Source organism: Belnapia sp., assembly GCF_059504005.1.
Genome location: NZ_JCACHU010000110.1, coordinates 93190 through 111344, shown reverse-complemented (window position 1 = coordinate 111344; position 18155 = coordinate 93190). Strand labels below are relative to the sequence as shown.

The 18155-nt window shown below is 72.7% G+C and carries 19 protein-coding genes, 1 tRNA gene and 1 pseudogene; 15 read left to right on the top strand and 6 right to left on the bottom strand.

What is annotated here, in order from left to right:
* The coding region (locus AC5JJ1_RS15240) for a hypothetical protein (protein WP_495785949.1) at positions 1-681 on the top strand (681 nt) is incomplete at its 5' end.
* Positions 630-1863 (top strand): annotated as a pseudogene (locus tag AC5JJ1_RS15235) (IS4 family transposase). The gene AC5JJ1_RS15240 and the pseudogene AC5JJ1_RS15235, both read left to right, overlap by 52 nt.
* Before the next feature lie 184 nt (positions 1864-2047).
* Here AC5JJ1_RS15235 and AC5JJ1_RS15230 read toward each other — a convergent pair.
* Entirely contained in the window at positions 2048-2272 is a 225-nt protein-coding gene (locus AC5JJ1_RS15230) for a hypothetical protein (RefSeq protein WP_495785954.1), read from the bottom strand.
* An 80-nt stretch (positions 2273-2352) separates the two neighbouring features.
* Here AC5JJ1_RS15230 and AC5JJ1_RS15225 point away from each other — a divergent pair, with 80 nt between their 5' ends.
* Positions 2353-2667, top strand: a complete 315-nt coding sequence (locus AC5JJ1_RS15225) for a hypothetical protein (RefSeq protein ID WP_495785948.1) — start codon at positions 2353-2355, stop codon at positions 2665-2667.
* Positions 2668-2929: 262 nt separating this feature from the next.
* Entirely contained in the window at positions 2930-3097 is a 168-nt protein-coding gene (locus AC5JJ1_RS15220; protein ID WP_495785947.1) for a hypothetical protein, read from the top strand.
* 115 nt (positions 3098-3212) lie between these two features.
* Here AC5JJ1_RS15220 and AC5JJ1_RS15215 read toward each other — a convergent pair whose 3' ends face one another.
* Both AC5JJ1_RS15215 and AC5JJ1_RS15210 read right to left on the bottom strand, forming a co-directional pair.
* Complete coding sequence (locus AC5JJ1_RS15215; protein WP_495785946.1) at positions 3213-3806, bottom strand: helix-turn-helix domain-containing protein; 594 nt, start codon at positions 3804-3806, stop codon at positions 3213-3215.
* A complete protein-coding gene (locus tag AC5JJ1_RS15210) occupies positions 3806-4702 on the bottom strand; it encodes a S1C family serine protease (RefSeq protein WP_495785945.1) in 897 nt (298 codons plus the stop codon). Before AC5JJ1_RS15210 ends, AC5JJ1_RS15215 begins: the two co-directional genes overlap by 1 nt.
* Before the next feature lie 172 nt (positions 4703-4874).
* On the opposite strand from AC5JJ1_RS15210, the gene AC5JJ1_RS15205 reads away from it, so the two are divergent.
* Genes AC5JJ1_RS15205 through AC5JJ1_RS15190 form a run of 4 tightly spaced genes read left to right on the top strand, consistent with a single transcriptional unit; the run spans position 4875 to position 7723 of the window.
* Complete coding sequence (locus AC5JJ1_RS15205) at positions 4875-6344, top strand: coiled-coil domain-containing protein (RefSeq protein WP_495785944.1); 1470 nt, start codon at positions 4875-4877, stop codon at positions 6342-6344.
* Positions 6341-6625: a 2Fe-2S iron-sulfur cluster-binding protein gene (locus AC5JJ1_RS15200; RefSeq protein WP_495785943.1), complete on the top strand. Its 285-nt coding sequence runs from the start codon at positions 6341-6343 to the stop codon at positions 6623-6625. The genes AC5JJ1_RS15205 and AC5JJ1_RS15200 overlap by 4 nt, the downstream gene beginning before the upstream one ends.
* Positions 6626-6629: 4 nt before the next feature.
* Positions 6630-7115, top strand: coding sequence for a flavodoxin family protein (locus AC5JJ1_RS15195; RefSeq protein WP_495785942.1), 486 nt, complete (start codon positions 6630-6632; stop codon positions 7113-7115).
* A gap of 23 nt (positions 7116-7138) precedes the next feature.
* Positions 7139-7723 carry a hypothetical protein gene (locus AC5JJ1_RS15190; protein ID WP_495785941.1) on the top strand — a complete coding sequence of 195 codons (585 nt, stop codon included), beginning with the start codon at positions 7139-7141 and terminating at the stop codon, positions 7721-7723.
* On the opposite strand, the gene AC5JJ1_RS15185 is transcribed toward AC5JJ1_RS15190, so the two are convergent.
* Positions 7720-8802, bottom strand: a complete 1083-nt coding sequence (locus tag AC5JJ1_RS15185; RefSeq protein ID WP_495785940.1) for a zinc-binding dehydrogenase — start codon at positions 8800-8802, stop codon at positions 7720-7722. The two genes, AC5JJ1_RS15190 and AC5JJ1_RS15185, sit on opposite strands and share 4 nt — an antisense overlap.
* Before the next feature lie 133 nt (positions 8803-8935).
* Between AC5JJ1_RS15185 and pehA the strand changes: the two genes are divergently transcribed.
* Genes pehA through AC5JJ1_RS15155 form a run of 6 tightly spaced genes read left to right on the top strand, consistent with a single transcriptional unit; the run spans position 8936 to position 15822 of the window.
* Positions 8936-10477, top strand: coding sequence for a phosphoric/sulfuric ester hydrolase PehA (pehA, locus tag AC5JJ1_RS15180; RefSeq protein ID WP_495785939.1), 1542 nt, complete (start codon positions 8936-8938; stop codon positions 10475-10477).
* The gene (locus tag AC5JJ1_RS15175; RefSeq protein ID WP_495785938.1) at positions 10474-12093 is read left to right on the top strand and encodes an ABC transporter substrate-binding protein; all 1620 of its coding nucleotides are present in this window, start codon (positions 10474-10476) and stop codon (positions 12091-12093) included. Before pehA ends, AC5JJ1_RS15175 begins: the two co-directional genes overlap by 4 nt.
* Positions 12086-13054, top strand: a complete 969-nt coding sequence (locus AC5JJ1_RS15170; protein ID WP_495785937.1) for an ABC transporter ATP-binding protein — start codon at positions 12086-12088, stop codon at positions 13052-13054. The genes AC5JJ1_RS15175 and AC5JJ1_RS15170 overlap by 8 nt, the downstream gene beginning before the upstream one ends.
* The gene (locus tag AC5JJ1_RS15165) at positions 13051-14034 is read left to right on the top strand and encodes an ABC transporter ATP-binding protein (RefSeq protein ID WP_495785936.1); all 984 of its coding nucleotides are present in this window, start codon (positions 13051-13053) and stop codon (positions 14032-14034) included. Before AC5JJ1_RS15170 ends, AC5JJ1_RS15165 begins: the two co-directional genes overlap by 4 nt.
* The gene (locus AC5JJ1_RS15160) at positions 14034-14957 is read left to right on the top strand and encodes an ABC transporter permease (RefSeq protein WP_495785935.1); all 924 of its coding nucleotides are present in this window, start codon (positions 14034-14036) and stop codon (positions 14955-14957) included. Before AC5JJ1_RS15165 ends, AC5JJ1_RS15160 begins: the two co-directional genes overlap by 1 nt.
* A gap of 1 nt (position 14958) precedes the next feature.
* Positions 14959-15822: an ABC transporter permease gene (locus tag AC5JJ1_RS15155; RefSeq protein ID WP_495785934.1), complete on the top strand. Its 864-nt coding sequence runs from the start codon at positions 14959-14961 to the stop codon at positions 15820-15822.
* On the opposite strand, the gene apaG is transcribed toward AC5JJ1_RS15155, so the two are convergent.
* Both apaG and metZ read right to left on the bottom strand, forming a co-directional pair.
* Positions 15819-16256, bottom strand: coding sequence for a Co2+/Mg2+ efflux facilitator ApaG/CorD (gene apaG / locus AC5JJ1_RS15150; RefSeq protein WP_495785933.1), 438 nt, complete (start codon positions 16254-16256; stop codon positions 15819-15821). The genes AC5JJ1_RS15155 and apaG overlap by 4 nt on opposite strands.
* A gap of 57 nt (positions 16257-16313) precedes the next feature.
* A complete protein-coding gene (gene metZ, locus AC5JJ1_RS15145) occupies positions 16314-17534 on the bottom strand; it encodes an O-succinylhomoserine sulfhydrylase (RefSeq protein WP_495785932.1) in 1221 nt (406 codons plus the stop codon).
* A 294-nt stretch (positions 17535-17828) separates the two neighbouring features.
* Here metZ and AC5JJ1_RS15140 point away from each other — a divergent pair.
* Positions 17829-17903: transfer RNA gene (locus tag AC5JJ1_RS15140), tRNA-Gly, on the top strand.
* Positions 17904-18155: the final 252 nt, after the last annotated feature.

Here is an 18155-nt window from a genome sequence, read left to right as displayed (position 1 = left end):
AGCGGAATGCCTGAGCACGTCCACCCAGAATTTCCAGAAAGCAGGTTGCACAATCCACTCATCGAGCAGGGTTGGACCACCGCCGTCAGCTCGACCCACTCCCATCTGGCCTCCACCACCCGGGTCAAGCGCGGCAACTGGGACAGGTTCCGGATCGCTGCGACCGACCAGGCGCTGGCGCCCGCTGCCTTCCTCGAGACCGAGAAGAACTACCTGCCGCGCATCGCCGCGGGGGCGCGGATTGTGGAAGAAGACGCCGAGTACGTCACGTTCGAGCACCAGCCCTGCCCCAAATTCCGCGTCGCCCTCCCACTGCTGCGGCCCTGGTTGGCGTCCGGATACAAAAATCAGCAGGAGGCTAACGACGCTTGGAAGGAGCGGATCGAGGCGCTGGCCGCAACGCTGGGGCTGAGCCATGACCAAGCCTGCACCGACACCTCAAGGCTGTTCTACCTGCCCCGCCGCCCGATTAATGGGCCGCCGGCCGAAACGGCAACACTGAAGGGCATGCCGTGCGACATCTTCGCCCTACCGGCTGTCACCCGTGGAAAGGCCACTGGGGCTAAGCCCAATGCTGTTCACTTTGAGGCTCGAGGAGCTTATGATGGCGGCCCCTGGGTGACGCAGGATTGGCAGCCATGGCCGGTGTTCCTGCTGGCCTGCCGGCTGGCGTTCGTCTGAGTGACCACATCAGCCTCGGGGTGATTGCCCGGGCAGTGCCGCTGGCGCGGGTGCGCGAGGTGCTCGCCGAGACCGGCCGGGCCAGCGAACGCGAGCGCGACCTGCCGGCGTCGGTGATGGTCTACTACGTCATTGCCATGGCTCTCTACATGGGGTCGAGCACGCGTGAGGTGCTGCGCTGCCTGCTGGAGGGGCTGCGCTGGCTTTGGGGTGCTGAGGCGGTGCGGGTTGCCGGCAAGAGCGGCATCTCGCAGGCACGCAGCCGGCTTGGAGGTTGAAAGCATTGCTTTCAACCCGCTGCAGCGGCTCTACGAAGCGTTGGTGCGGCCGATCGCCACGCCCGCCACCCAGGGAGCACGGTACCGCGGCTGGCGGCTGACCAGCCTGGATGGCACCTGCCTGGACGTGGCCGACACGGCGGAGAACCGGGCCGAGTTCGGCCTGCCCGGGGCCAGCCGGGGCGAGAGCGCCTTCCCGCAGCTCCGGCTCGTGGCGCTGGTCGAGAACGGCACGCATGTGCTGTTCGGCGCGCGGCTGGGCCGCTATGGCGAGGGCGAGACGACGCTGGCGTACGCCGTGCTGGACGCGCTGCGGCCTGGCATGCTGTGCCTGGCCGGCCGGCAGTTCTTCGGCCATGCGCTCTGGAGCCGGGCGGCGCGCAGCGGCGCCAACCTGCTCTGGCGCGTCAGGAGCAACCTGCGGCTGCCACGTGAGCAGGTGCTGCCGGACGGCTCCTACCTGACCACAGCCTATCCAAGCGCGGCAGATCGCCGGCACCGCAGCCACGGCCTGCGGCTGCGCGTGGTGGAGTACCGGCTGGAGGGCATCTCCGATGCCGAGCCGCTCTATCGCGTGGTGACCAGCATCCTCGATCCGCAGCGCGCGCCGGCGGCGGAGCTGGCCGCGCTGTACCACGAGCGGTGGGAGATCGAGGTGGCTTTGGCGGAGCTGAAGACGCAGCTCCGCGGCGCGCGGGTGGTGCTGCGCTCCAAGACGCCGGCGCTGGTGCGCCAGGAGGTCTGGGGCTTGCTGCTGACGCATTTCGCTGTGCGCGGGCTGATGCACGAAGCCGCTCTGCAGGCCGATGAGGATCCCGACCGGTTGTCCTTCTCGCACGCTATGCAGGTTATCCGCCGCAAGATCCCGCACTTCGCAGCGCTTTCCCCCTCGGGGCAGGCGTAGCCTGCATAAGGCAGTGCTGGACGAGATCCTGGAAGAGCGTGCGGTCAGCGGTCGCGGTCGCCAGGTACCGCGCGGGGTCAAGCGAAAGATGAGCAACTACCCGCTACGCCCGCGCGCACCGCAGCCGATTACGCGTGTTGATTACAAGGCCGCGATAAGAATCCCAAAATGAACAGCATTGCGGCTAACCCACCTTCCGCAGCTTCAGGATCTCCTCGGCATGCCGCTCGCGGCCGGCCGGGGTCAGCTCGTAGCGCCCATCCGCCCGGAGCCGGGCAAGGCCCATGCCCTGGAGCCGCTCCAGGCAGGGCCCGTCCTTCAGCCCGTCGGGCCGCCCGCCCGCGCCCACCAGCACCAGCCGGTGGAGCGCCGCGCGGCAGCAGGTCTCGAGATAGGGCTCGTTCCAGATCGTCACTGTTCCATCGCGTCCCGGTGCCGCCCGAGGGTGGTCGTGCCGGCACGCCGCTTCAAGGAGGCATGTGAGCCGCGATGTCAATCGAACCCACCTGGTGGATCAGCGCCGTGGAGGCGCCGATCGCCGCCGCCCTGTTCTGGATGCTGCATGGCCTGCGGAAGGACCTGCACGACCGCATCGACCGCACGACCGAGCGGGAGAGCGACGAGGTCCGCCGCACCCGCGACGAGCTGGCCGAGTTCAAGCTGGAGGTGGCGCGCAGCTACGTCCCGCTCTCGCTCATCCGGGACGTGGACCGGCGCCTGTCGCAGCACCTGCTGCGGATCGAGGAGAAGCTGGAAGCCGTGGGCACCATCCGCCTGCGCGACCGGCTCGGGGCGGACGAGTGATGGGCGCCGCCGACATCCTCGCCCTCACCCTGCGCGCCGAGGCCGGCAGCCGCCCCGTCCGTGCCATCGAGGCGCTGGCCGCCCTGGTGGTGAACCGGGCCAGAATGGCGGCGGAGGCCCCGGCTCCGCGCATGCGCTTCACCCCGGGCGCCAGGCCGGGGCGGGCTGGAGGGCGCTGCTGGCGGAGGCCTGCCGCGCGCCCTTCCTCTTCCGGTGCTGGCAGCCCGGCGGGCTGCGGGCCGAGGCGCCGGCCGATGCGGCGATGGAGATGTGCCGCCGCATCGCCGCCCGCGCGCTGGGCGGCGCCCTGCCGGACCCGACCGAAGGCGCCACCCATTGGCATGACGGCGCCTCGCTTCCCGGCTGGGCGATCGGCCAAGTGCCGACGGCCGAGATCGGCGGCCTGGTCTTCTACCGTCTGCCAGGCTGACGCGGCCTCGCCTTGGTGCCCTTCCGCGCCTTGGCCGCGGAAGGCGGGGCGACACCCGGGGCATGCGGCGACGATCCGGGGCCCCCGCGACGCCGCGCAGCGGTGTCGTGGGGGGTCAGAGCAGCACCAGCCCCGCCCGCGCGCCGCGCGCCACCGCATCCGCCCGGCTCGCGGCGCCGAGCTTCTGCAGCACCGCGGCGACATGCGCCTTCGCCGTGTGGAAGGAGAGGCCGAGCCGCCGCGCGATCACCTTGTTGGAGGCGCCGGCGGCCAACAGGTCCAGCACCTCCCGCTCGCGCCGCGTCAGCCCGGCCTCCACCGCCGCCGGGGCCGGCGCCCGCCCTGCCAGGCCGGCGAGCTGCGCCGGCGGCAGGACCGCCAGGCCCCGGGCGATGGCCGGCAAGGCGGCGGCCAGCAGGGCCGGGGCGGCGTCCGGCGGCAGCACGGCCCGCGCGCCGGCCCGGAGCGCGGCCAGCGCCGCCGCCCCGTCGGCCAGCACCAGCGTCGGCGGGCCGCCCGCCTCCACCGTTGAAGTATCCGTCACGGTCACCTCGGCCGCCGCCGGCTCCTCCACCAGGCGGATGCCCGGCAGGTCCGCGAGGCGCGCGGCGATCTCCGAATCGGCGGCATGCACCGCGACGGCCGCCAGGCTCGCCGGCCGGCGCGGCGGTGGCCCGTGAGGCGGGCGGTCGAGCAGCGCGGCGGCCATCAGGCGGCCGCCCTTTCGCCGATCCGCACCGTCACCCGCCGCTGCTCGCCGCCGCGGATGAGGTCGAGCGCCACCTCGGTGCCGATGCTCTCCGGGTCGAGCCGCGCCAGCATCTCGCGCACCGAGCCGAGCGGCGCCCCGTCCCAGGCCGCCAGCACGTCGCCGAGCAGCAGCCCGGCCTCGCCCGCGGGGCTCTTCGGGTCGATGCCGACGACGATGAGGCCGCGCATCCCCTCCGCCCGCACCGGCTGCAGGGCGAGGCCGAGATAGCCGCGGGCGACCCGCCCGTGCCGGCGGATATGCTCGACCGACCGGGCGATGGTCTCGGCCGGGATGGCGAGCGCCCGCCGCCGCGGCCCGGGCACGGCCATGCCGACCAGCCGCCCGGCATGGTCGAGCACCGCCCCGCCCTCGCAGGCGGGGTCGAGCCTGAGGCCGAGCTGGATCCGCCGCTCCAGCCGCCCGCCGCGCATGGAGCGCCAGGGCCCCGCCACCTGCGTCGCGGCGCCGAAGGCGACCAGCGGCCCATGCTCGTCCCGCCCGATGGCCAGCACGAGATGCCCCGCCGCCAGCGCCTCGGCCGGCGCCAGCTCGAAGGCCGGCAGCGGCCCGGTCTCGGCGCGCAGCAGGGCGACATCCGTGCCAGGATCCCGCCCGGCGAGGCCCGCCGCCACCTCCCGCCCGTCCGGCAGGGTCAGGGCGAGCTCGTCGTCGCGCTCCAGCGCCTCCTCCGCGGTGACGACCAGCCCCTCGGCCCAGAGCAGGCCGGATCGCGCCCGGCCGTCCCGGCCATGAACGGCGACGGTGCGGGCGGCGCCCAGCGCGCCGAGGCTGGCGAGCCGGTCGGAGAAGGTGGAAAGACCGGAAGGAAGGCCGGGGGAGGGGGTGTCGCTCATGTCGACTATCTGTGCATGCTTCCGCCGCGCCGCCATGGCCCGAATGGCGGGCGCCGGATGGCGGAGCGGCCTCAACCCTTTCGTGAATTCTGGATGCGGCGATGCAACGGACCGGTGGTTGACCCGGGCGGCCGGAACGGGCGCCATAGGCGGCGTGGGCTTGGGGGGTTGGATGTCTTATCTGCTGTCTTGGCGCGGGCCGGCGCTTGCCGCCCTGCTGGTGCCGCTGGCCGGCTGCGGCCTGACCGTCGAGCGCGGCGAGCGCATCGCCTCCATGCAGCGCAACCTGCAGGAATCGCAAGCCCAGGGCACCGCGCTCCGCGGCCGCGTCGCCGAGCTGGAGGCCGCCCTCGCCGCCGGACGCCAAGCCGCCGGCGAGCTCGCCGCGCTCGAGCAGCGGCTGAATGCCGCGCGCGGGGCGCTGGCCAATGCGCAGCGCGCGCGCGGCGGCGCCGAGGCCGAGGCGCGGCGCCTGCGCGAGCGCCTGGCCGAGGAGGAGCGCCAGCTCGCCGAGCTGGAGCAGACCAGCACCGCCCGCCGCGGCAGCCTCGGCGAGACCGAGGCGCGGATCGGCACCCTGCGCGACCAGGCCGCCGCCGCCGAGCGCCGCCTCGCCGAGCTGCGCGACCAGGCCTCGGCGCAGGATGGCCGCCTGTCCTCCCTCGGCGAGCGCGCCGTGGCGGAGGAGCGCCGCCTCGCCGGCCTGCGCGAGATGGCGGCGACGACCGAGCGCCGCCTCGCCAGCCTCCGCGACCAGGCGGCGAACGAGGATCGCCGCCTGGTCGGCCAGCGCGAGCGGGCGACGCAGGAGGAGGCGCGGCTGCAGAGCCTCCGCAGCACCATCGCCGAGGCGCAGCAGGCGCTGACGGAGCGGCAGCAGGCCGGCAGCGAGGCGGAGCGCCGCATCGCCGCCCTCCGCGCCGATACCGCGACGGCGGAGCGCGAGCTGGCCGCCCGCCGCACCGCGCTGGCCGAGGCGGAGACGCGCCTCGCGGGCACCAACCGCAGCGCCGAGGAGGCCGCCGGCCGCGCCCGCGCCAGCGAGCAGCAGGCCGGCGAGGCCGACCGTCGCCTCGCCGGCCTGCGCGGGGAGCTGAGCCAGGCCGAGGCCGCCCTCGCCCAGCGGCGCGGCGCGGTGGAGCAGGCCCAGGCCGAGCTGGCACGGCTCGCCACTGCCCGGGACGAGGCCCAGGCGGCGCTGCGCGGCCTCGAGCAGCGCAGCGCCGCGCTGCGCCAGGAGGTCGGCGCCGCCGAGCGCCGGCTGGCCGAATTGCGCGACGGCACCGCGGCCGAGGAGAGGCGCCTCGCCTCCGTGCGGGCCGAGGCCGAGGCGGCCGGCACGCAGCTCGCCGCCCGGCGCGCCGCGCTGGCCGAGGCGGAGACCCAGGCGCGCGCCACCGAGGCCGCCCGCCGCGACGCCGCCCAGCTGCTCGACCAGGCGGCCGCGCTGCGGGAGCAGGTGGCGCAGATGGAGCAGCGCCGCCAGGAGCTCGTCGGCGAGATCGCCGAGGCCGAGGCCCGCCTCGCGCAGCAGCGGCGCGAGATGCAGGCCCTCGGCGAACGCATGACGCCCGCGAGCGGCCAGTCCCCCGCCCCGGGCGGCCCGGCCGAAGGCGGCGGCGCCCCGCCGCGCCAGCCATGATCACCGTCCGCTTCCTGACCAGCGGGCGGCAGGCCGAGGCGGATGGGGCGATCACCCTGCTGCGCCTTTCCATCCGCGAGGCGGGCGGCATCCCCTTCAAATGCGCCGGCGGCGTCTGCGGCACCTGCCGCTGCCGCATCGAGAAGGGGCGCGACCACCTCGACCCGGTGACGCTGCGGGAGCGGCGGCACCTGGGCGAGGCGGAACTCGCCGAGGGCTGGCGGATGGCCTGCCAGGCCGTCGTCACCGGCGATGTCGCGGTGTCCTGGCCGCCGGCCTGAGGCGGTGAGGTCGCTCCTCCTCGTCTGGCACAGCACGACCGGCGGCACCCGGCAGATGGCCGAGGCCGCCGCCCGCGGCGCCGCCGGCGAGGTCGAGGTGCGCCTGTTGCCGGCCGCCGAGGCCGGGCCCGGCGACGTGCTCGCGGCCGATGGCTACCTCTTCGCCACCCCGGAGAACCTCGCCGCCATGGCCGGGCTGATGAAGGACTTCTTCGACCGCAGCTACTACCCCGTGCTGGACCGGGTGAACGGCCGCCCCTATGCGGCGATGATCTGCGCCGGCAGCGACGGCAGCAACGCCGCGCGGCAGCTCGCCCGCATCGCCACCGGCTGGCGGCTGCGGCCGGTGGCGGAGCCGCTGATCCTCTGCACCCGGGCGCAGACGGCGGAGGCGATCCTCGCCCCCAAGACCATCCCGCCCGAGGAGCTGCGGCGCTGCGAGGAGCTGGGCGCGGCGCTCGGCGCGGGCCTGGCCATGGGGATCTACTGAGCCTTCCGTGCTAGGCTGGGGCGATGACCCGGCCCGCCCTTCGCCGCATCGCGCATATTCCCATCATCCTGCTTGCCCTCGTCGCGGTGCTGCTGGAGGCGACGCTGTGGCGCTGGCTGATGGCGCTCGGCCGGGCGCTGTCGCAGCTGCCCGTCTTCGCCCTGGCGGAGCGGCTGGTGGCGCGGCTCAGCCCGCGGATGGTGGTGGTGGTTTTCGTGCTGCCCTTCCTCGCCGTCATTCCCTTGCTGAAGTTCGGCGAGCTCTGGCTCTTCCTGCACGGGCATTTCGTGCTCGGCGTGGCGCTGCTGCTGGGGGCGAAGGTGGTGGGGGTCGCCTTCTCCGCCCGGCTCTTCGCCATCGCCCGGCCGAAGATGCTGCAGGTACCCGCCTTCGCCTGGGCCTATGACCGGACGGTGCGGCTGCTGGCCTATGGGCATGCGCTGCTGGAGGGCATCCCGGCCTGGGTGGCGGCGCGGGCGCTCGTCCATCGCCTCGGCGCTGCGGGGCGGGCGCTGCTCGCCACCGGATGGCGCGCCCTGCGGGGCGGCAGCGGCCCGGGCCTCCGCCTCCGCCTCGCCGCGGCGATGCGGCTGCTGCGCCGCGGCTAGCGCCAGGGCTCCACCAGGATCTTCGCGTGCCGCTCCGGGTTGGCGAGGTCCTGGAAGGCCTGGCGCACGCCGTCGAGCCCCGTCCGCCCGGTGACCAGCGGCGCCACATCCATCCGCCCGGCGGCGATGTGGCCGAGCGTCTCGCGGAACTCCTCCGGCGTGTAGGCCAGCACGAATTGCAGGCTGATCTGCTTGACGATGCCGAAGAAGGGCTCGATGCGGTCCGGCTGCATGCAGACGCCGACGACGACGACGCGCGCACCCGCCGGCGCGCCCTCCATGATCTGCTGCAGGACGCCGGGGATGCCGACGCATTCGAAGACGATCGCCGGGCGCCGCCGCGGCCCCTGGCCGAAGAGCTGCGCATAGCGGCTCGCATCGAAGCCCGCCGGCGTCACCGCCGCCTCGAGCGCCGCATAGGGCGAGTCCTTTGCGGGGTCGACCACCGTCGTCGCCCCCATCCGCTCGGCCAGCGCCCGCCGCGCGGGCGAGTAGTCGGAGGCGATGATCGGCCCCGCGCCGCGCAGCCGCAGTGCCGCGATCACCGCTAGGCCGACCGGCCCGCAGCCGATGACGAGCGGCACGTCCGCCTCCGTTATATGTCCGAAATTGACGGCATGCAGCCCGACCGCCATCGGCTCCACCATTGCCGCATGGTCCGGCTCCATCCCCTCCGGCAGCGGCAGCAGCATGCGCTCGGCGAGCGGCATGTATTCGGCGAAGGCGCCTGGCACCTCCGGGTTGTAGCCGATGCCCTGCACGGTGCTGCCGCGGATGGTCAGCGGCATGGAGGTGACGAGGGTGCCGGGCATGAAACGACCTTCGGTGCCCGGCCCGTTCGCCACCACCTCGCCGACGAATTCATGGCCGAACACCACATCGCGATCGGCCGGCATGCCGAAGCGCCCGCCGCTGCGGGCGGAAAGCTCGGCGAATTCCTGCGCGTGCTTGGCGGCGTGGAGGTCGGAGCCGCAGATGCCGCAGGCGCGCGTGCGGACCAGCACCTGGCCCTTGCCGAGCAACGGGTCGGGGATGGTGTCCACCACCAGATCGCCCCCGCGGAAGATGGCTGCGCGCATCGACGTTTCCTCCGATTATTGATGCATTCAACCGCCCGAAGCGCGCAACCTGCAAGCTGTCATCGAATGGACGTCGAACCGCCATACGCCTGTCAAGCCGCATGCGCTATCGGCGGCGCTCGGAGAGGGATGGATGATGCACCGGCCGCGGAACGTGCTTCTCATCGTGGTGGATCAGTGGCGGGCGGATTTCGTGCCATGGCTGGGCGCCAATTTCCTGAAGACGCCCAATCTCGACCGCCTGTGCCGCGAAGGGGTCACGTTCCGCAACCACGTGACGACAACGGTGCCCTGCGGCCCGGCGCGGGCCAGCCTGCTGACCGGCCTCTACCTGATGAACCACCGGGCGGTGCAGAACACCGTGCCGCTCGACGCACGGCACATGAACCTTGGCAAGGCCCTGCGCCGCATCGGCTACGACCCGGCGCTGATCGGCTACACGACGACGACGCCCGATCCGCGCACCACCGGCCCGCGCGACCAGCGCTTCACCTATCTCGGCGACCTGATGGAAGGCTTCCGCAGCGTCGGCGCCTTCGAGCCGACGATGGACGGCTATTTCGGCTGGCTCGCCCATAAGGGCTACAGGTTGCCGGAGCGGCGCGAGGATATCTGGCTGCCCGCCGGCGAGGATGCCGTGCCCGGCGCCACCGACCGGCCCTGCCGCATCCCGGCCGAGCTCTCCGACACCGCCTACTTCACCGAGCGGGCGCTGACCTATCTGAAGGGCGTCAACGGCAAGCCCTGGTTCCTGCATCTCGGCTACTACCGGCCGCACCCGCCCTTCATCGCGCCGGCGCCCTACAATGCGATGTACGCGCCCGCCGCCATGCCGGGCCCGGTGCGCTCGGCCGATTGGCGCGAGGAGGCGAAGCAGCACCCGCTGCTCGACTTCTACCTGCGCGGCATCGGCCAGGGCTCCTTCTTCCACGGCGCGGGCGGCGCGGCGACGGGGCTGGAGGAGGCTTCGGTGCGGCTGATGCGCGCCACCTATGCCGGGCTGATCAGCGAGATCGACGACAATCTCGGCCGCGTCTTCGCCTATCTCGAGGAGACCGGGCAGTGGGAGGACACCATGGTGGTGTTCACCTCCGACCATGGCGAGCAGCTCGGCGACCACTGGCTGCTCGGCAAGATCGGCTATTTCGACGAGAGCTTCCGCATCCCGCTGGTGGTGAAGGAGGCTGGCCGCCCCGCTCGCCCCGGCGCTGTGGAAGGCGCGCCGACCGAGAGCATCGACCTGATGCCGACCATCCTCGAGGCGCTCGGCGGCGAGATTCCCCGCGCCTGCGACGGCAGCTCGCTCGCATCCTTGCTGGCCGGCGGCGCGCCCCAGGGCTGGCGCGACGCGCTGCACTACGAGTTCGACTTCCGCGACGTCTTCTACTCGCAGCCGGAGACCGATCTCGGCCTGCACATGGACGAGTGCAGCCTCTGCGTCATCCAGGACGGGCGGTACAAGTATGTCCACTTCGCCGCCCTGCCGCCGCTCTTCTTCGACCTCGAGCGAGACCCGCACCAGTTCAGCAACCTCGCCGAGAGCACAGCGCATGCGGGCCTCGTCAAGGAGTATGCGCAGCGCGCCCTGTCCTGGCGGCTGCGCCATGCGGAACGCACGCTGACCGCCTTCCGCGCCACGCCCGATGGGCTCGAAGACCGGGGGACCCCAGCATGATCGACCGTCGCAGCCTCATCGCCGGCACCGCGCTCGCCGCCGGCCTGCCACGCTTCGCCATCGGCCAGTCCGACCAGCGGCCGAGCATCACCGTCGCGGTGCAGAAGATCAGCAACTCCAACACGCTGGAGCCGCTGCGCGAGCAGAGCAATGTCGGCGAGCGGGTGATGCTGACCTCGCTCTGGGAGGGCCTGCTCGGCCGCAACTATGCGAGCCGGCTGGAAACCGTCCCGGTGCTGGCCACCGAGACGCGCCGCATCAGCGACAGCGTGGTCGAGCTCAAGCTTCGCCAGGGCGTGAAATTCCATAACGGCGAGGAGCTGACGGCCGAGGACGTCGCCTTCTCCTTCGGCAACGAGCGCATGTTCGGCCCGGGCGGCCCGAACAGCGGCAGCACCATCCGCATCACCGAGGTCAATCCGGGCCGCGCCGGCCGCGAGCTGCCGCAGGAGGTGCCCGCCGTCGCCAACCGCAGCTTCCCCGGCTTCGAGCGCATCGAGATCGTCGACAAGTACACGCTCCGCTGGGTCAACCGCACGCCGGACGTGACGCTGGAGGGGCGCCTCGCCCGCTCCGGCTCCGAGATCGGCAGCCGGCGGGGCTTCGCCGAGGCCGCCACCTGGCTCGACTGGGCGCGCCAGCCCATCACCACCAGCCCCTACAAGGTGGTGGAGTTCCGCGCCGACAACTCGCTCACGCTCGCCGCGCATGACGAGTACTGGGGCGGCCGCCCGCCGCTGAAGCAGCTGCGCTTCGTCGAGGTGCCGGAGGTCTCGTCGCGGGTGAACGGCCTGCTCTCCGGCGAGTACCACTTCGCCTGCGACATCCCGCCCGACCAGATCGCCGGCATCGAACGCAACCGCGCCTTCGAGGTGCTGGGCGGCACCATCCCGAACCACCGGCTGACGGTGTTCGACAGGAACTACCCGGTGCTGCGGGACCCGCGCGTGCGCCGCGCCTTCACCCATGCGATCGACCGGCAGGCGATCGTCGACAGCCTCTGGGCCGGCCGCACCGCCATCCCGCGCGGGCTGCAATGGGAGTTCTACGGCGAGATGTTCCAGGCCGACTGGGAGGTGCCGAAATACGACCCAGCCGAGGCCCGTCGCCTGCTGCGCGAGGCTGGCTACAAGGGCGAGCCGATCCCCTATCGCCTGCTGAACAACTACTACACCAACCAGGTGGCGACGGCCCAGGTGCTGGTGGAGATGTGGCGCGCCGCCGGCCTCAACGTGCAGATCGAGATGAAGGAGAACTGGTCGCAGATCCTGGAGCAGACGCCGACGCGGGCGGTGCGCGACTGGTCCAACTCGGGCCTGTTCAGCGACCCCGTCTCCTCGCTCACCAACCAGCACGGGCCGAACGGCCAGCAGCAGCAGGTCGGCGAGTGGACGAACGAGGAGTTCAACCGCCTCTCGGTCGAGCTCGAGACCAGCACCGACCGCGCCCGGCGCAAGACGGTCTTCCGCCGCATGCTGGAGATCGCCGAGCGCGAGGACCCGGCCTTTACGGTGCTGCACCAGAACGCCACCTTCACCGCGAAGCGCCGCGACATCCGCTGGCGCGCGGCGCCGGCCTTCGCCATGGACTTCCGCGCGGCGAATTGGGGTGTCTGAGCCGTTGATCGCGCTGCGCGGCCTCACCGTCGATTTCGGCGGCGCGCCGGCGCTGCGCGGCATCGACCTCGCCATCGGCCGCGGCGAGGCGCTCGGCCTGGTCGGCGAGAGCGGCTGCGGCAAGTCGGTCACCTGGCTCGCAGCGCTCGGCCTGCTGCCGGGCCAGGCGCGGGTCGCCGGCAGCGTCCGCCTCGGCGACGAGGAGCTGCTGGGGGCGCCGCCCGCGCTGCTCGACCGGGTGCGCGGCGGCCGCGTCGCCATGATCTTCCAGGACCCGGCGAGCAGCCTCAACCCGGTGCACCGCATCGGCCGCCAGGTGGCGGAGGCGCTCGGCCTGCATCGCGGGCTGCATGGCGCAGCGGCGCGGGCCGAGGCGCGGCGGCTGCTCGACCAGGTCGGCATCCCCGATGCCGGGCGGCGGATGGATGCCTATCCGCATGAACTGTCCGGCGGGCAAAACCAGCGGGTAATGATCGCCATGGCGCTGGCCGGCCAGCCGGAGCTGCTGGTGGCGGACGAGCCGACGACGGCGCTCGACGTCACCATCCAGGCGCAGATCCTGGAGCTGCTGGCGGCGATCAGGCGGGAGACGGGGATGGCGCTCGTGCTCATCTCCCACGATCTCGGCGTGGTGGCGGAGACCTGCGAGCGCGTCGCGGTGATGTATGCCGGGCGGATCGTCGAGGAGGCGCCGGTCGGCCGCCTCTTCGCCCGGCCAACCCATCCCTACACGCAGGGCCTGCTCGGCGCCCTGCCGCCGCTGGACGGCCCGCGCCGGCCGCTCGCCGCCATCCCCGGCGGCGTGCCGGAGCCGAATGCCATGCCGCCCGGCTGCGCCTTCGCCCCGCGCTGCCCGCATGCCGCCGCCGCCTGCGCCGCGGGCGTGCCGGAGGCCGTCGCCGTCGAGCCCGGCCATGCCGCCGCCTGCCTGCGCGCGGCGCGGGAATTGGTGCCGGCATGAGGGGCGCACCCCTGCTCGAGGCCACGGGCCTCGCCCGCCGCTACGCCATGCGCCGCGGCCTGCTGGGCCGCCCGGTCGAGGTGCGGGCGGTGGATGGCGTCTCGCTCACGCTGGAGCGCGGCCGCACCCTCGGCTTGGTCGGCGAGAGCGGCTGCGGCAAGTCGACCACAGGCCGCCTGGTGCTGGGGCTGGAGCGGCCCGATGCCGGCAGCGTCGCCTTCGAGGGCAAGCCGATGCCCGGCCCCGGCACGCTGGCTTGGCGCGCGCTCAGGGCGCGGATGCAGATGGTCTTCCAGGACCCGCTCGGCGCGCTGGACCGGCGCATGACCATCGGTGCGCAGATCGCCGAGCCGCTGGAGATCCACGGCATCGGCGACCGGCCGGACCGGGTCGCGGTGCTGCTCCGCGATGTCGGCCTGCGCCCCGACCAGGCCGGGCGCTACCCGCACGAGCTCTCCGGCGGCCAGCGCCAGCGCGCGGTGCTGGCCCGCGCGCTGGCGACCGACCCGGCGCTGCTGGTCTGCGACGAGCCGATCAGCGCCCTCGACGTCTCCATCCAGGCGCAGGTGATGAACCTGCTGGTGGAGCTGCAGGCGCGGCTCGGCACCGCCATCCTCTTCGTCAGCCACGACCTGCGGGCGGTGCGGCAGGTGAGCCACCGGGTCGCGGTGATGTATCTCGGCCGCATCGTCGAGGAGGGCGAGCCGGATGCGGTGCTGCACGACCCGGCGCACCCCTATGCCCAGGCGCTGGTCTCCGCCATCCCGCATCCCGGCCGCCGGCAGCGGCGCATCCTGCTGCAGGGCGACCCGCCCAACCCGGCCGACCGGCCGGGCGGCTGCGCCTTCCATCCGCGCTGCCCGGCGGCCGTCGCGGTCTGCACGCGCGAGGACCCAGTGCTGAAGCCCCGCGCCGGCGACGGCCGCCGCGTCGCCTGCCATGTGGCGCAGGGCGATGTTCCGGCGCGAAAGGCCGCCTGATGCTCCGTTTCCTCGGCTTCCGCCTGCTGCGCGCCGCCATCACCATCGTCATGGTGGTGAGCTTCGCCTTCGTCGTGCTGCGCCTCTCAGGCGACCCGGCGCAGATCATCATGGGCGCCGATGCCCCGCCCGAGGCCATCGCCGCCTTCCGCCGCGCCTGGGGGCTCGAGGAGCCGCTCTGGGTGCAGTACCTCCACTATTTCGGGGCGATCCTCAGCGGCGACCTCGGCCGCTCCATGCGCGACGGGCGCGACGCCATCGCCCTGGTCGCGGAGCGCATCCCGGCGACGCTGGCGCTGACGGTGCCGGCGCTGCTGATCAAGCTCGGCCTCGGCATCCCGGCCGGAATCACCGCGGCGCTGCACCGCAATTCGCTGATCGACCGGGCGGTGATGATGCTGGCCGTCGCCGGCTTCACCGTGCCCTCCTTCGTGCTCGGGCTGCTGCTGGTGCTGGTCTTCGCGGTGCAGCTCGGCTGGCTGCCCTCGGGCGGGCAGGAGAGCTGGCGCCACGCCATCCTCCCCATCGTCACCATGGGCGTCGGCGGCGCGGCGGTGCTGGCGCGCTTCACCCGGAGCGCGATGCTGGAGGTGCTGGGCCAGCCCTATATCCGCACGGCCTCCGCCAAGGGCGTGCCCTGGCGGGCGGTGGTCTGGGGCCATGCGCTGCCGAATGCGGCCATCCCGACCGTCACCATCATCGGCTTCATGGTGGGCTCGCTGATCGCCGGCGCCGTGGTGGTGGAGAGCGTCTTCTCCTGGCCCGGCGTCGGGCGGCTGCTGGTGGTGGCCGTCGCCAACCGCGACCTCGCGGTGGTGCAATGCATCCTGCTGCTGGTGGCGGCGACCATGGTGACCGCCAATTTCGTGGTCGACCTGCTCTATGGCGCGCTCGACCCGCGGCTGCGGCAGAGGGCGGCCTGAGATGTCGGGGATCGCGCTTCCCGTCCGGCTGGTGGAAGAGGGCAGGCGGCGGCGGCGCTGGCCGGCGCTGGTGCTCTTCGCCATCGCCTGGCTCTCGCTGATGCTCGGCGTCGCGCTGCTGGCCGATGCGATCGCGCCTTATGCCTATACCGCGCTCGACCTCCGCAACCGGCTGGCGCCGCCCGGGGCGACATGGCTGCACCCGCTCGGCACCGACGAGCTGGGGCGGGACGTGCTGTCGCGGCTGATCTTCTCCATCCGCATGAGCCTGCTGATCGCCTTCGGGGCGACGGTCATCGGCGCGCTGGTCGGCACCTCGCTCGGCGTGCTGGCGGCGCATTTCCGCGGCGCCGTCGAGCAGGTGGTCCTCGCCCTGGTCGACTTCTCGGCGAGCCTGCCCTTCCTGATCCTGGCGCTCGCGGTGCTCGCCTTCTTCGGCAATTCGCTGACGCTCTTCGTCTGCCTGCTCGGCCTGCATGCCTGGGAGCGCTATGCGCGGATCGCGCGCGGTCTCGTCATCAGCGCCGGGGCGCAGGGCTATGCGGCGGCGGTGCGGCAGCTCGGCGCCTCGCCCTGGCGCGTCTACGGCCGGCACGTGCTGCCGAACATCGCCTCCACGCTGATCGTCTCGATGACGCTCGCCTTCCCCGAGATCATCCTGCTGGAGAGCGGCCTCTCCTTCCTCGGCCTTGGGGTGCAGCCGCCGGAGACCTCGCTCGGCTCCATGGTGGGCTATGGGCGGGAGTACCTCACCCGTGCGCCCTGGATCCTGCTCTCGCCGGCGGCGGTGATCGTTCTGACGACCTTCTCCGTCTCGGTGCTCGGCGACTGGCTGCGCGACCGACTGGACCCGACCCTGAGCTAGTGCAGCCGCCCCGGCTGGTGCGGGCTGTCGAGGCTGAAGGTCGGGATGGCCACGTCGAAGCCCTCGCCGGTGTCGCTCAGCACCATGTGGTAGGTGCCGCGCATGAAGCCCGACGGCGTCGCCAGCGGCGTGCCGGAGGTGTACTCGAAGCTTTCGCCGGGATCGAGCACCGGCCGCTCCCCCACCACCCCGTCGCCATGCACCTGCTGGGTGCGCCCTTGGGCGTCGGTGATGAGCCAGGTGCGCTTCAGCAGCTGCACCGTCTGCCGGCCCTCGTTGGTGATGGTGACGCGATAGGCCCAGACGTAATGGCCCCGTTCCGGCTCCGACTGGTCGGCGAGGAAGAAGGTGCGGACGGAGACCCGCACGCCCCGCGTCACTTCGGTATAGCCGGGCTGCCGGGCCGGATCGGCATCGGTAGGCGGGCGCTGCATCAATTGTTTCCCCCCGTATGGGGCCGCAGCCTGCCACGGCCGCGGCCCCTCGCGCTACTACTCGGCTGCGCGCGCCACGGCGCCCCCCGCCGCATCCAGCGCCTCCGCCAGGTCCTCGACCAGGTCCGCCACATCCTCGAGCCCGACCGAGAGCCGGATGGTGCCGTCCGCGATGCCGAGACGCGCCCGCTCCTCCGCGCCGATGCGCATATGGGTGGTGGTGGCCGGATGCGTCACCAGGCTCTTCGCATCGCCGAGATTGTTGGAGACGTCGATCAGCCGCAGCGCGTTGCAAAAGCGGAATGCCGCCTCCTTGCCCCCCGCGAGGTCGAAGGTGACGACGGTGCCGCCGCCCGTCATCAGCCTTTGCGCCAGCGCGTATTGCGGGTGGCTGGCGGAGAAGGGGTAGAGCACGCGCCGCACCTCCACCCGCTCGGCCAGGAAGTCGGCGAGGGCGGCGGCGCTGCGGCACATCGCATGGACGCGGAGATGCAGCGTCTCCAGCCCCTTCAGGATCACCCAGGCATTGAACGGGCTGATCGAGGGGCCGGTGTTGCGGATGAAGGGCTGCAGCACCCCGTCCACCCACGCCTTGCTGCCCAGCACGGCGCCGCCGAGCACGCGGCCCTGGCCGTCCATATGCTTGGTGCAGGAATAGACGACGACATCGGCGCCGAGCGCGAGCGGCTTCTGCAGCAGGGGCGTGGCGAAGACATTGTCGACGACGACGATGGCGCCGGCCTGGTGCGCGAGCGCCGCGACGGCCGGCAGGTCGACCAGCTCCAGCATCGGGTTGGAGGGCGTCTCGAGCAGGACGAGGGCCGCCGGCCGCGACAGCGCCGCCTCCCATTGCCGGAGGTCGGCGCCGTCGACGAACTCGCCGGTGATGCCGTAGCGCGGCAGCAGGGTCGAGACGATCCAGTGGCAGGAGCCGAACAGCGCCCGCGAGGCGACGACGCGGTCCCCCGCCTTCAGGTGCGAGAGCATCGCCGCATGCACCGCCGCCATGCCGGTCGCGGTGCAGCGGCAGGCCTCCGCCCCTTCCAGCGCCGCCAGCCGCCCCTCGAGCATCGAGACGGTCGGGTTGCCGAAGCGGGAATACTGGTAGTGCGAGGCGGTGCCGGCGAAGGTCGCCTCCGCCTGCTCGGCGCTCTCGTAGACGAAGCCCGAGGTAAGGAAGAGCGCCTCCGCCGTCTCGTCATGGTTGGTGCGGGTGGTGCCGCCGCGGACGAGCAAGGTCGCGGGGCGGAGGGGACGCTCGGGCAGGGACTTGGACATCGGATTGGAACACCCTGGCAGGCCAATGGTGTCCGGCACCCATGCGGTGCGCGAGGGTCCCGGAGGCGCCCTCGACGGCCGATTTAGCGCGCTTGTTTTGAACCCATCGCCGTCATGTCGCCGATGGGAACCCGTGAGGACCTCGCCGCAAGCTGGCCGGACAAATCGCGAGGGGGCATTGCGGCCCGGGCGCAGTTAGCGGCCCTGGGGCGGCGCGGTCAACCCTTCTCCATGGTGCCGGTGCAAGAGGCGGGCTTGAGCCCGGCGCCCGCTGCGGCTATGGTCTCCAGCGCTGCGGGCGTAGTTCAGAGGTAGAACGTCAGCTTCCCAAGCTGAATGTCGTGGGTTCGATTCCCATCGCCCGCTCCAGACCCCGGTTCCGCCTGCATCATTCCGTTGTCGAGCGCGCGCCGAGGCCTGTGCCGGGGCTCCGTTCTGAATGTCCGGCCATTCTGGCCGAAATGATGTCCCAATTCATGGGATGGCGGAAAGTCTTCTGGCAGTTGCTTGACCGATGTGCGGCGAGGCAACCGGCAGGCCTTCCGGACGCGGGTCGGTGATGTGCCGAAGCATGTGGCGGTCAGTCTTGCCCGCACCATCTTCCATGCGCGTTCCGGCCTG

Bases quoted from the DNA above. Each gene is read 5' to 3' on its own strand.
- AC5JJ1_RS15225 (WP_495785948.1), top strand. From the start codon at position 2,353: ATGTCAATCGAACCCACCTGGTGGATCAGCGCCGTGGAGGCGCCGATC.
- AC5JJ1_RS15220 (WP_495785947.1), top strand. From the start codon at position 2,930: ATGGAGATGTGCCGCCGCATCGCCGCCCGCGCGCTGGGCGGCGCCCTG.
- AC5JJ1_RS15215 (WP_495785946.1), bottom strand. From the start codon at position 3,806: ATGGCCGCCGCGCTGCTCGACCGCCCGCCTCACGGGCCACCGCCGCGC.
- AC5JJ1_RS15210 (WP_495785945.1), bottom strand. From the start codon at position 4,702: ATGAGCGACACCCCCTCCCCCGGCCTTCCTTCCGGTCTTTCCACCTTC.
- AC5JJ1_RS15205 (WP_495785944.1), top strand. From the start codon at position 4,875: ATGTCTTATCTGCTGTCTTGGCGCGGGCCGGCGCTTGCCGCCCTGCTG.
- AC5JJ1_RS15200 (WP_495785943.1), top strand. From the start codon at position 6,341: ATGATCACCGTCCGCTTCCTGACCAGCGGGCGGCAGGCCGAGGCGGAT.
- AC5JJ1_RS15190 (WP_495785941.1), top strand. From the start codon at position 7,139: ATGACCCGGCCCGCCCTTCGCCGCATCGCGCATATTCCCATCATCCTG.
- AC5JJ1_RS15185 (WP_495785940.1), bottom strand. From the start codon at position 8,802: ATGCGCGCAGCCATCTTCCGCGGGGGCGATCTGGTGGTGGACACCATC.
- pehA (WP_495785939.1), top strand. From the start codon at position 8,936: ATGATGCACCGGCCGCGGAACGTGCTTCTCATCGTGGTGGATCAGTGG.
- AC5JJ1_RS15175 (WP_495785938.1), top strand. From the start codon at position 10,474: ATGATCGACCGTCGCAGCCTCATCGCCGGCACCGCGCTCGCCGCCGGC.
- AC5JJ1_RS15165 (WP_495785936.1), top strand. From the start codon at position 13,051: ATGAGGGGCGCACCCCTGCTCGAGGCCACGGGCCTCGCCCGCCGCTAC.
- AC5JJ1_RS15160 (WP_495785935.1), top strand. From the start codon at position 14,034: ATGCTCCGTTTCCTCGGCTTCCGCCTGCTGCGCGCCGCCATCACCATC.
- AC5JJ1_RS15155 (WP_495785934.1), top strand. From the start codon at position 14,959: ATGTCGGGGATCGCGCTTCCCGTCCGGCTGGTGGAAGAGGGCAGGCGG.
- apaG (WP_495785933.1), bottom strand. From the start codon at position 16,256: ATGCAGCGCCCGCCTACCGATGCCGATCCGGCCCGGCAGCCCGGCTAT.
- metZ (WP_495785932.1), bottom strand. From the start codon at position 17,534: ATGTCCAAGTCCCTGCCCGAGCGTCCCCTCCGCCCCGCGACCTTGCTC.